The 13,215-nt window shown below is 36.5% G+C and carries 8 protein-coding genes; 1 reads left to right on the top strand and 7 read right to left on the bottom strand.

Going from position 1 to position 13,215, the window contains the following annotated elements; all coding sequences use genetic code 11:
* The first annotated feature begins 98 nt into the window (after positions 1 to 98).
* Positions 99 to 371, top strand: coding sequence for an HU family DNA-binding protein (locus JFU23_RS27185; protein WP_002012780.1), 273 nt, complete (start codon positions 99 to 101; stop codon positions 369 to 371).
* 57 nt (positions 372 to 428) lie between these two features.
* Here the strand turns inward: JFU23_RS27185 and JFU23_RS27180 are convergent, their stop codons facing one another.
* From JFU23_RS27180 to JFU23_RS27150, 7 genes are all read right to left on the bottom strand, one after another.
* Complete coding sequence (locus JFU23_RS27180) at positions 429 to 971, bottom strand: hypothetical protein (RefSeq protein WP_016094085.1); 543 nt, start codon at positions 969 to 971, stop codon at positions 429 to 431.
* 36 nt (positions 972 to 1,007) lie between these two features.
* Positions 1,008 to 1,757 carry a 4'-phosphopantetheinyl transferase Sfp gene (sfp, locus tag JFU23_RS27175; RefSeq protein ID WP_201033162.1) on the bottom strand — a complete coding sequence of 250 codons (750 nt, stop codon included), beginning with the start codon at positions 1,755 to 1,757 and terminating at the stop codon, positions 1,008 to 1,010.
* Positions 1,758 to 1,821: 64 nt separating this feature from the next.
* The gene (locus JFU23_RS27170) at positions 1,822 to 3,264 is read right to left on the bottom strand and encodes an MDR family MFS transporter (RefSeq protein WP_002127292.1); all 1,443 of its coding nucleotides are present in this window, start codon (positions 3,262 to 3,264) and stop codon (positions 1,822 to 1,824) included.
* Positions 3,264 to 3,488, bottom strand: a complete 225-nt coding sequence (locus JFU23_RS27165) for an MbtH family protein (RefSeq protein WP_000184075.1) — start codon at positions 3,486 to 3,488, stop codon at positions 3,264 to 3,266. Before JFU23_RS27165 ends, JFU23_RS27170 begins: the two co-directional genes overlap by 1 nt.
* Complete coding sequence (locus JFU23_RS27160) at positions 3,485 to 10,645, bottom strand: amino acid adenylation domain-containing protein (RefSeq protein ID WP_201033161.1); 7,161 nt, start codon at positions 10,643 to 10,645, stop codon at positions 3,485 to 3,487. The genes JFU23_RS27165 and JFU23_RS27160 overlap by 4 nt, the downstream gene beginning before the upstream one ends.
* Positions 10,646 to 10,678: 33 nt before the next feature.
* Complete coding sequence (locus tag JFU23_RS27155) at positions 10,679 to 11,572, bottom strand: isochorismatase family protein (protein ID WP_201033160.1); 894 nt, start codon at positions 11,570 to 11,572, stop codon at positions 10,679 to 10,681.
* A 24-nt stretch (positions 11,573 to 11,596) separates the two neighbouring features.
* The gene (locus JFU23_RS27150) at positions 11,597 to 13,213 is read right to left on the bottom strand and encodes a (2,3-dihydroxybenzoyl)adenylate synthase (RefSeq protein ID WP_002192926.1); all 1,617 of its coding nucleotides are present in this window, start codon (positions 13,211 to 13,213) and stop codon (positions 11,597 to 11,599) included.
* Between the last annotated feature and the right edge of the window lie 2 nt (positions 13,214 to 13,215).

Raw genomic sequence — 13,215 nt, 5'->3', positions numbered from 1 at the left:
AAATATACAGCATTCTTTCTAATCACAAAGTTAGCTTTATCTTTACTAACCATTATACTAAAACATTCATTCTAAAAAAATTTTTATGAGGTGAAAACATGAACAAAACAGAATTAGTTAAAAATGTAGCACAATCAGCTGATATTTCTCAAAAGGATGCTTCTGCAGCTGTACAATCCGTATTTGACACAATTGCTAATGCATTACAATCTGGCGATAAAGTGCAACTAATCGGCTTTGGAACTTTTGAAGTGCGTGAAAGATCTGCTCGTACAGGGCGTAATCCGCAAACTGGAGAAGAAATTCAGATTGCTGCTGGTAAAGTTCCAGCATTTAAAGCAGGAAAAGAATTAAAAGAAGCTGTAAAATAAACAAGAAACCAGCCATTTTATAGGCTGGTTTCTTGTTTATTGTTTATTGTTTATTGTTTATTTAAGCAGTTCCTTTATATTCTCTGCATGATACACTTCACAAATATAAAATACACATTTGCAGTTACTTACAATTTGATATTTTCTAGTTGGATAAACATTCGCCATAACAGAACATCCATCAAACAATTCGATAATATTTCCAGATGGCTGATATCCTTCATATAATACGTTTCTTCTTACTTCCATCTTTTCTATAAGGTTTTCAACAGGAATATTTCCACTCTCTAATTCACTCTTTATTGTATCCGGTAAAAACGAAGTGTCCGCAAAAATTAGATTTTCAGATAATACCTTACCTTTATAACTAACATTGGATACGCGGTAAAGAAATGTTCCATTATTATCAAAGAAATTCTTTGCTTCTTTCGGAATGTATTGTCTATCAAGCGCTTCCTGTTCAAGTACATCAAACTGAACTGTATCTTTTACAAGTTTTTCTAAAGCTAGAATAGATGACGTATTTTTAGAAAACAACATATCTTTAATTGCCTGTACATTATAAGTTAATTCAGTTTTTCTATTTTCCGCTACTAACATGAGGAACACCTCTTCTATAAGAAATTTTATTAAAAATTAACGATGATTTAATAGCAATCCCGCGTCTAACTGCGTAATTTCAGTTACTTCTTTACTAAATATTGCAATGGAAGCCATATAATCTAAACTAGGTCTTACATCTTCCATCATTGTATTTTCTGCTAACTCTTGTCTATCTTTAAAAATCAACAATTTTGGAGGGGCATTTGGAGCTGATACTGTAATTTCTACTGGTGGAATCAATAGTCCTTCACCTGTCGCTTTCAGCACTGCTTCTTTTCGAGTCCAATATGTTAAAAACCCTTCTAGTCGCTGCTCATCAGGTAATTTCATAACTTGTGCTATTTCAATGTCTGTTAATACGCCCTCTGCCATTTTCATAACATCTATATTTGGATTCATTTGCTCAACATCAACACCCACAGGTGCAGATTTAGTAAATGCCACAACAACCCACTCACCCGAATGTGAGACTGATATTTGCGGCATCCCTTCTGGTAACTGTGGTCTGCCATGCTGTAATTTACATACTGGGCACATTCGATCAATTGGCACTTGAACTGGCGACATAGAAAGTACCTTTCCAAGTACTAATCTACTAATTACACAACCTATTATAAAACGCGCACGGTCTGCCGAATGATGATATGAATTTGCTTTCTCTCGCTCTACATCATTTAGCAAATTGTAATGCCATGATTGTAAATCTGAAATTCTTGCCCACCATATTTGACAACTATTCTCATTAAGGGTTGGTACAGAATCTACAACTTTACTCTCTATCATGTAAACTCTCTCCTTTTAAATGCCAATATTACTTTATTTTAAAAGAGTATTAGCATGCTGCAACTCATTCATTTACAACTTCTTTCTCTTTTTGTAATACAGATAACGGCTTTTTATTCTTCTTTGACATTACCTCTTTATCGGAAATACGTAAAGAAAATAGTAATGCTATGAGTAAAAATATTGCTGATCCAATTAATGCTGCTTGATATGGTAAAAAATCTGACTGTGCATTATTCTGTACGTTATTACTTCCAAAACCAGATAGTATACTAGCTAAAACAGCAACTCCTATTGCAGATCCTAATCGGTTTTGCACATTGAATATAGTAGTTGCTCTCCCCATAGAAGGTGGTGCAATATTGTTAAAAGCAGAAAATTGAACCGCACCGACAGATTGACCTAAGAAAATACCAATGCCAAACAATAGTGCCCGAATTTGCCATGGATTCGTATCATGATTTACAAAACTTAATAAAATAAAGATAACCGCCGTACTTACTAATCCAATAGAGATTACCTTTCGAGCTCCTAATTTCTTATATGACCATGGTACAATCTGCGAAGAAATCATTAATCCAATCGCCTCTGGGAATGTAGTAAGACCCGATTCCAGCGCGGAAACTCCTATTACATTTTGATACATAAGCGGAAAAATAAATAACATTCCTAGTAAACCAGCTGATGAAAACAACGAAATAAGACTCATTTTTCTAAAGACCGGTTCTTTTAATAAGTGTAAATCTAACATCGGTTGCTTTACTTTAAGTTCTACAATAATAAACAATGTAAGTAATACAATCCCAGCTATCCCAATACTAATTATTTCTGGGGAAACCCAACCTTTTGACGGGCCTTGACTGAGTGCATAGATGAGCATCGCAAAACCTGGTGCTGAAAGAACAAAACCGAGAGAATCAAAACGACCAGCCGATTTTTCAATATGCTCTGCTAAAAATAGAAGTCCAAATAGCAACGCAATGATACCAAACGGCAGATTAATATAAAATGCCCAGCGCCAAGACATTTGATCTACAAAGAAACCACCAATAATTGGTCCGATCGCTGGTGCTACAGCAATTGGAAGTACAATAAATCGAGAAATTTTTGGTCTTTCCTCTGGTGAAAATGTTCGGAATAACATCGCCATCCCGACTGGTGTTAAAAGTCCGCCACCAGCACCTTGAATGATACGAAAAATGTTTAATGAAGTAATATCATTAGCAATTCCACATAGTGCAGATGCAATTGTAAAAACGAAAAGGGCAGTTAAAAATACTTTTTTCGTACCAAAGCGATCTCCTAACCAACCAGAAATCGGAAGGAAAATAGCTAAGCTAACTAAATACCCAACATTTACAGTCCCCATTGCAGATGGGGGCACTTGCAGTTCTTTGCTTATCGTTTGCAGTGCTACATTCACAATCGTTGCATCCATCGCAGCCATAAACATCGCTGTTATATAAACGATGCTTACAACTACTTTTGGATTTATTTTTACTTTCATTATTGTTTTCCTACTAATATTTTTTCGCTAATTTGATTTTTTTTCGGCTCTAAATCATTCCAGTTAACTTCAACGTATTCTAAGCAAACTTGTCTGCTAGCTTCTTCATGTACGACATTCCATCCAATTGGTACATCGAGAAAGGCAGGCCAGAGAGAATACTGGCCCTCCTCATTCATTAATACTTTATATGTGTAATTATCATTTTCAAATGGATTCGTCATACTTTACTTACCCCTTTCTTATTCTGCAAATATTTCGCTAGCACTTGTCCAATTTCTGTAAGTGGACCTGGCTGACATAAATCTTTATGTCTACAATCAATGTCATGCTGCACGATTTCCCCGTCTAAATAATTTAGCCACGTATTTGGAGAAATAGGATCAAACCAGTCTGGTATAACAGTAGATCTAAAGAATAAAATATCCCCGTTATAAACTTTTGGCACGTATTTCCCTAACAACCCTACTGAATTTACATATGTTTCTTTCAAGTTTAAAATAGTCTCTTCCTCAAGACTTGCTAATGCACTTCCATCTTTGCGAAGTATTGCAACCGCACTTTCCATAGTAAGTGGTTTACCATCCATGTTATCTGGATCATATCCACCTAAAGCAAGTAATGCGATTAACGCTTCTTCTTCAGTAGGTGCTTCCGTATTCGGTAAGAAGTGACCAGGATACGAATCCAGCATAACGAGTAATTCTACTTCTTCCCCTTCATTTTGAAGTTGCGCCGCCATTGCATGAACAACATTTCCTCCAAGCGACCATCCGAGTAAACGATATGGTCCGTGAGGCTGTATTCCACGAACGTGTTTTAAATAATCCGCCGCCATCTCCTCTAAGCTTTTTGGAAGTTCTTCATTTTCAGCGATACCACGTGCTTGTACACCATAGATTGGATAATCTGTTCCTAAAGATTTCATAAGTCCTGCATAGCACCAACTTAATCCACCTGCTGGATGTACACAAAATAATGGTAATTGATCTCCGCTTGCTCGTAATGGAAGCAACACATCAAGTGCACTTTGACCATTCCCCATTTCAAGTCTTTCAGCAAGCCCTGCAACAGTAGGTGCTGCAAATAAAGTTCCGATATTTAGTTCAACTCCAAGTGCCTCTTTAATGCGACTCATCAGCTGCACTGCAAGAAGTGAATGACCACCAAGATCAAAGAATCCATCATCAATTCCAATTTGAGACACACTTAAAACTTCTGTAAACAAGTCACATAACATTTCTTCTTGCGGTGTTCTCGGTCCGCGGCTAGAAGATGATGCAATAAATTCTGGAGCTGGCAATGCCTTTCTATCTAATTTACCGTTTGGAGTTAAAGGTAACTCATTTACTACTACAAAAGCGTACGGAACCATGTAATCTGGTAAACTACCTCCTGCATGCTGACGCATTTCATTCATATCAATCGTTTCATTATTTGATGCGACGATATAAGAAACTAGTCGTTTATCCCCTGGTTGATCTTCCCGTACAATAACTGCTACTTGTTCAACTTTAGGATGTTTCATTATTACCGCTTCTATTTCCCCTAATTCAATTCGGAATCCACGAATTTTAATTTGATGATCTGCACGTCCTATATAATCTAACGTCCCATCTTGACGCCAGCGCGCTAGGTCCCCTGTACGATACATTCTTGTACCTGGCTTCCCAAATGGATCTGCGATAAAACGTTCAGCAGTTAATCCTGCTCTTCCTAAATATCCACGAGCCAGTCCTGCACCTGCAACATACATTTCTCCAACTACTCCAGGTGGCATCGGTTGTAAATAGTTATCTAATACGTATACTTTAAGATCCGGTATACTGCACCCGATTAAACTATTTGCTCGTAAAGAGACGATGCTCTCATCTAATTCAATATAACTAACATGTACCGTCGTCTCCGTTATACCGTACATATTAATAAGCTTCGGTGAGTTATGAGGATGACGACTATACCAATCTTCTAATCGACTTAGTTCAAGTGCTTCTCCTCCAAAAACAACATATCGTAAAGATAATTTTTGACCAATCTCTTCATTTTCACGATCGGCTTGCATCAATTGATAGAACGCTGATGGAGTTTGGTTTAAAACAGTCACCTTTACCTTAACAAGCAGTTGTAAAAATTCTTTCGGCGAGCGACTTACAGTATGTGGTACTACAACTAAACGCCCTCCATATAATAAAGGTCCCCAAATTTCCCAAACCGAGAAATCAAAAGCGTATGAATGGAACATCGTCCACACATCGTCTGCGTCAAATTGGAACCAATGATCAGTTGCTCCTAAAAGTCTTACTACATTTTGATGAGGTATCATAACCCCTTTCGGTCTACCTGTTGAGCCTGACGTATAAATAACGTAAGCAATATGTGAAGGAGATAACGGCTTCATGCGCTCCATTTCATCTATATTGTCTTCACTATATTTCTCAATTTCTTCTATTACGTTCACATCATCAACTAAAACCTTTAGTGCCTCATCACATTCAATTTCCACATCTGAATTTGTTAAAACACATGATGGTTTCGCATCGTGTAGCATAAATGAGATACGATCTGACGGATAATCCGGATCTAACGGAAGGTATCCCGCACCAGCTTTAAGAACAGCAAGTAAGCTTACAACCATATTTAAAGATCTCGGCATCGCTAAAGCAACAAGTTGATCAGGACCGATTCCTTTCGCTATTAACAAACGAGCTATTTTATTCGCTTTTCTATTTAACTCTTCATAAGTTAGCTTTTCATCTTCAAAGACGACAGCAATAGAATTTTGATTTACATGAGCCTGCTTTTCAAATAATTGTGGCAATGTCATTTCAGGTACAATTTGAAAACCACCATTCCACTTTTCTAAAACTGTATTTCGCTCTGCTAAAGTTAATATTTCTAATCTACCAATTGATTGATCCGGATGTTTCTCTGCATCATCTAATAATAGAATGAATCGTTCTATTAGTTTTTGAACCGTTTCACGTTTATATAAATCGGTACTAAACTCTAACAATCCGTGTAAGCCGTTTGGAGTACCATCAACTCCGGTACTCTCGCTAATTTCAAATGTTAAATCAAATTTTGCAGAACCAACACTTTGAATTTCAAGGCTCGCTTCTAAATCCGGTACATTAAACGTTGCTTCTGGCGTATTTTGGAAAGCTAACATAACTTGAAACAGCGGATGACTATTTCGAGTTCGTACTGGGTTTAACACTTCAACAAGTCGTTCAAATGGAACATCTTGATTTTCATAAGCTGCAAGGTTTACCTGTTTCACTCTATTTAATAATTCTTTAAAACTTGGATCTCCTGATGTATTTGTGCGTAACACTAATGTATTTACAAATAAACCAACTATATCCGTGAGTACATCGTCGTTTCTTCCAGCAATCGGACTACCTAATGGTATATCAGTTCCAGCACCTAATCTTGTAAATAAGGCACTTAGTCCTGCTTGCAACACCATAAACAAACTAACTCCATTTTTACGAGCGAGCTCCACTAACCTACTATGCATACCTTCATCTAAATGAAAATGAATTGTTTCCCCGCGATAACTAGTTTCAATTGGGCGCTGGTAATCTGTAGGTAACTCCATTTGATCTGGTAAACCTTTTAACTCTTCTTTCCAAAAATCTAATTGTGTTGAAATAATACTGTCTGGTTTTGTTTCATCACCTAATAGCTGTTGTTGCCATAGTGAATAATCTGCGTATTGAACTGGAAGGGTTTCTAGTTGAACACTATCACCTTGACATCGTGCTTTATAAGCCGCTGTAAAGTCTCTCGTTAACGGTTGTAATGACCATCCATCTCCTACAATATGATGCAAAAGAATTAGTAAAACATGTTCGTTTTCACTCACTTTAAAAAGTTGCAAACGAACTGCTGGCTCAACATCAAGGTTAAAGCTATATTTTACCGCCTCTGAAAGTACACTTTCTAATTCATCTTTACATGTTTTTGTTATAATCATTTCTAGATTTAAGTCTTCCATATTTAAAATTTCCTGATATGAACTACCTAATACATTAGGGAAAATTGTTCTAAGTGTTTCATGTTTCTTCACTACATCATAAAAGGCACCTTGCAGTGCTTCCTCATTCAATTTTCCAGACATACGAATGACTAACGGAATATTATAAGTAGGACTTGGACCTTCTAAACAATTTAAGAACCATAACCTGCGCTGTGCAAATGAAAGTGGAACTTCATTTGGCCTACTTACTTTCTTAATAGCTGGTCTTGCGCTTTTTGCATGATCCAATTGTTTCGCTAATTCAGCAACAGTTGGTAATTCAAATAGCTTTCCGATTCCTAATTCTACACTTAACGTTTCACGAATTCTTGCCATTAAACGAGATGCAAGAAGCGAATGGCCACCCATTTCAAAGAAATTATCATCTATACTAATTCGTGAAACACCAAGTACCTCAGCAAATAAATCACATAATATTTCTTCTTTCGGATTTCTAGCAACTCTCTCATTGTTCATTCCATTAAAATCAGGAGCAGGTAATTTCTTTCTATCAATCTTACCATTTGGCGTTAATGGTAATTCTTCTAGCACAACAAATGCCGATGGTACCATATAATTCGCTAAACTTTCTGAAACATAAGAACGAATTTCTGAAAGATTAATTGGTTCCTTCTCTTCGGCAACGATATACGCAATGATTCGTTTATCATTTGGGCGATCTTCTCGTACCATTACTACCGCTTGTTGAATATTTTCATGTCGTTGTAATACCGTTTCAATTTCAGCTAATTCAATTCGGAAACCGCGAATTTTAATTTGATGATCTGCGCGACTAATGTACTCTAACACACCATCGTTACGCCATTTCACAAGATCACCTGTGCGATACATACGTGCTCCAGCTTTCCCATAAGGATTTGCAACAAACCGTTCAGCTGTTAACTCAGGTTTTCCTAAATATCCGTTCGCAAGCCCTTCCCCTGCAATATATAATTCACCTATAACTCCAGGTGGAACTGGTTGTAACCCTGCATCCAATACATATACTTCTGTATTCCAAATTGGCTTTCCAATAGGAGGTATACCACTTTCACTTTCATCAATGTTCATGTAAGTAGACCAAATTGTCGTTTCAGTTGGTCCATATAAGTTACTTATACAGCAACCTAATTCTTTTAATTTATTTGCTAAATGTGCTGGTAGAGCTTCACCACCAACGAGTACGTTTAGCTCTTGTAGCCGCTCTGGATATTCAGTTATTAACGCCTGCCAGAGCGTCGGTGTAGCTTGCATAATTGTCACTCTTTCTTCTTGTAAAAGTGTCGTTAATGCAGAAGGCTCTTGGATTACTTCTTTTTGAGCAATTGTTATACTTGCACCACTAATAAGAGGTAAATATATTTCTAGAGCAGAAATATCAAACGCAAACGTTGTAACCGCTAATAAATGATCGTTTTCATTTAATGAAAACGTATGTTGCATAGCCAATAAGAAGTTACTTAAACCTTTCATAGAAACAATTACACCTTTTGGATTTCCTGTTGATCCTGAAGTGTAAATTGTATACGCTGGATTTAAAAGTGATTCATTATTTTTAAATGATATATTCATATGAGAATATGTTTTTAACGCTATTTTCGTTTCTTCGCTATCTAATATGATTTTTTTAATATCATTTTCTATAACTAAAGTAGATGAAACAGATGAATGTGTTATGATACAAACCGGATTTGCATCATTTACTATATAATTAATTCGCTCGGCTGGGTATTCTGGATCTATCGGTAAATATGCTGCACCTGCCTTTAGAACTGCTAACATACTAACTACCATTTCTATTGATCTTGGAAATACTAAGGCTACAAATTGATTTGCTTGTATTCCTTCTTCTACTAAATAGTTTGCAAGTTCATTTGCTCGTTCATTTAGCTCTTTATACGTAAGTTTTATCCCGTTACAAGTAACTGCTATATTATTTGGATTTTTTTGTACTTGTTTTTCAAATAATATAGGTAGATTAATTAGCTCTTCAGCTCTCTTAGTTTCATTCCATTCCAATAAAACTTTATGATTTTCTTCAGGAAGAGTAATGTTTATTTTTCCAATCGGCTCGTCTTTGTGATCATTATTTATCACTAATTCTAATAGATTCATAAATCTTTCTTTATGCAATGCTAGTTCCGCGCCGTTATATACTTCCGGATTCGCATCAAAATGAATCATTAGCTCATTTTCATCGAAGCGCTTATATACATTTATCGATAAATCATCGACAGGTCCTGCTGATAAATTATGTGTAATGCCACGATTTCCAGCAAAATTAAGCCCATAATCAAAAGGCATAACATTCACTAACGGCCCAAACAACCTTTGATTTTCACCTAGTAGCTTTAAGTCTCTTCTTAACTCCTCATGACGGTATTTATGATGACGACGTACGTCTCGAATTTCTTTAGAAACTTGCTGTATTAATTCCGCAAGAGTTATATTTGGAGTTACAGTGAGACGAAGTGGAACTAAATTCATTACCATGCTTGGTGTATGAATAGATACAGAACCAAGACGCCCCATCATCGGTAAACCTAAAACAATATCATTTGCACCTGTTACTTTATGCATATAAATACTTGTTACAGCTACAACAAATTCGGGCCAACTCGTTAACGAAATATTAATATCTTCTAGTAAAGTTTTCGTACTAGCATTTGATAAATAAGCAGTTTCTCGTAAAAATCCATTTGATGTTCTCGGCGCTCGTTCTGCTAAACTTATAACTTCCGGTTCATCTGCAAACTTTTCTAACCAAAAAGTACGATCTTCCTGAAATTGTTTAGATTCACGATACTCATTATCTTCTTGTACAATTTTTGCAAGAGAACCAAATGGCTTTTCATTCTTATTTGTTTCTTCTATAAGTGATGTATACTCATTCGCTACCTTTTGGCTAAGAAGTGAAAATCCATAGCCATCCATCACAATGTGATGGATGCGCTGATACCAAAAGAAACGATTATTTTCAACTTGAATAAGTGCTTCAGTAAATAATTTATCTTCTTTTAAATCTATCGGTACAGATAAATCATTTTTCATCCATTCCTTAGCAGCTTCTTCAGGATTTTTTTCTTTACGAACGTCAATAACATGCATATGAAACTTTGACGATTCCTCAATAACTTGCCATGGGCCAATTTCATCCTCTTCGAAACGAACATGAAGTGCTTCTGCTTCTGTTATAACTTTACATACAGCTAACTCGAAAATTTCTTGATTAATATTTCCGTTTATTTCTATATATTCCCCAGTATTATAAATCGGATTAAGCGGATTTAATTGTTGCGCAAACCACATACCAGACTGCGCAGATGATAACGAATGACGAATCTTTTGACTATTAGGCATTCTTTACTACCCCTTTATTATGTAGTCTATTTGTTACAGCACTTGTGCTGCTTGTGAAGATAGTAAACGGTACCAATCATCAACAGTTGGACGTTCTGCTAAATCTGCAAAAGTGATTTCTTTCCCTTCGCGGCGCCACTTCTCTACTAAACTCATAATTCTGACCGAATCAAGTCCTCTATTTAATAAATCTTCATCCACTTCAATACTCTCTACTGGCTCACGGAGTAGTTGTGCAACTAGTTCATGCACTTTCTGTAAAGTGATTCCTTCACTCTCATCACCCTTTAAACTTTGTAAATCTTTTAATAGTAAGTTTGTTGACGTCGTTACTGCACATCTATTAGATGCATACTCCAATGCTTGTTTATGATGCTCTAGTGAAAAATCAGCAACTGCATCTGCTACAAAAAATGGCTGGATACCATCCATAAAAGCTTCACAAGCTGTTAAAAGGCAGCCAATATGCGCATAAATACCGCAAATAATAAGTTGATCTCTTCCCTGTTCATTTAAAATTTCTAATAGATTCGTCTTTTTAAATGCACTATATCTCCATTTTGTTAGGAATATATCATCCTCATCTGGAGTAAGTTCATCCACAATTTTCTTTTTTTCTGGTCCAGCAGGAATACCGTCACCCCAAAAATCTTGTAATAACCCTCGTTGTTCTAACGTTTGTCCACCAGGTTGCGCTGTATAAACAACTGGTATACCAAGTTCCTTGCATCTTTCTCTTATCACCTTAATATTTGAAATTAGTTCTACTTTTGGCGATTCTTTATCGCTATATGCATCAAGAAAATATTCTTGCATGTCATGGATTAGAAGAACCGCACGTTTCGGATTTGGCGTCCAATTCACTTTATTTTTTGGTAGTTCTGATTCAATTGGCATTTTATATACTGAAATAGATGGGATAGCCATCTAATCACTTCCTTCCGATTTTTATTATTGTTTTACTGTAATAAGTTTTTCAGCAATGACTTTACGTAATTCTTTTTTGCTTACTTTTCCAACACCTGTTTGTGGGAATGATTCAATAAATTCAATTCGATCTGGAATCTTATAAGCTGCTATACCACGTTCTCTTAAGAACATTTTTAATTCGTTTGCAGTTAGGACTTGTCCACGAGCGATAACAAAAGCGCAAGTGCGTTCTCCTAAATAATCGTCAGGCATAGATACAATTGCTACATCATGTACTGCATCATGTGCTAATAGATGATTTTCAACCTCTTCCGCAGCAACCTTCTCACCGCCACGATTAATTTGATCTTTATCTCTTCCTTCTACAATGATGTAACCTTGTTCATTTACTTTTACAAGATCACCTGTACGATAAAATCCATCCTTTGTAAATGATCGTGCATTATGCTCTTCCGCTTTATAATAACCACGAATTGTATATGGCCCTCTTGTTAATAAACTTCCTACTTCACCGGGTTTTACATCGTTATCATTTTCATCAACAACCCTTACTTCATCGAATGTAGACATCGGTCTACCTTGCGTATGAATAATGATTTCTTCAGGATCATTTAATCTTGTATAATTTACTAACCCTTCTGCCATACCGAACACTTGCTGTAACGTACATCCAAATGTAGGGCGAATACGCTTCGCAACTTCGGCACTAAATTTCGCACCTCCTACTTGAATAACTTGCAGGCTCGATAAATCGTCGTTACGGGAAGATGCTGCATCAAGCCAAATCATTGCTAATGGTGGAACGAGCGCTGTAATCGTAACTTTTTCTTTTTCTATAAGAGCAAATGCCTCATCTGGACTACCTCCAGTTGCCAATACTACTTTTCCACCCGCATAGAAAGTTCCAAATGTCCCTGGAGAACTCATCGGGTAATTGTGTGCTACTGGAAGAACTGCCATATAGACACTTTCTGCATTTAAATTACAAATGTCAGCGCTAACACGTAAACTATAAATATAGTCATCATGTGTTCTAGGAATTAATTTAGAAAGTCCTGTCGTCCCTCCTGATAATTGGAGAAACGCAACATCACTTGGCTGAACTTCTGGTAACGGAATCGGATCCATATAAAGATCAGTTATGTTCACGAATTCTTCTTCTTCCCCCACTACGATTACATGTTGTAAAGCGGGAACTTTCTCTTTCACTTCTCTTGCTAGTTTTCGGTAATCAAAGCCGAGAGCCTTATCTGAAATAATGTAAGCACTCGCCTCACCAAACTCGCAAAAATAACTAATTTCACTACTGCGATGAGAAGGTAGTGCAAAAACAGGAAGCGCTCCAATGCGAAATAGCGCAAAGCATATTTCGAAAAACTCTATAATATTAGGTAACTGGATTACAACTCGGTCCTCTTTCTTTATTCCTAAATTCAGTAAACCTGAAGCTAAGCGATCTACCTTTTTATCAAGTTCACTATACGTTATATGCGTATTACTACTTACAACCGCAATTTGATCCCCATATTTTTCAGCACGTTCTTTTAACATCGAACCAAATGTTTCTCCAAGCCAACACCCTTCTTCTCGATAGCGATTGGCAAATTCTTTTGGCCATTCCGTATAACCTATTAACATTC

Source organism: Bacillus sp. TH50 (assembly GCF_016650565.1).
Classification (GTDB): Bacteria; Bacillota; Bacilli; order Bacillales; family Bacillaceae_G; genus Bacillus_A; species Bacillus_A mycoides.
This window is presented reverse-complemented; position numbering and strand designations above follow the sequence as displayed.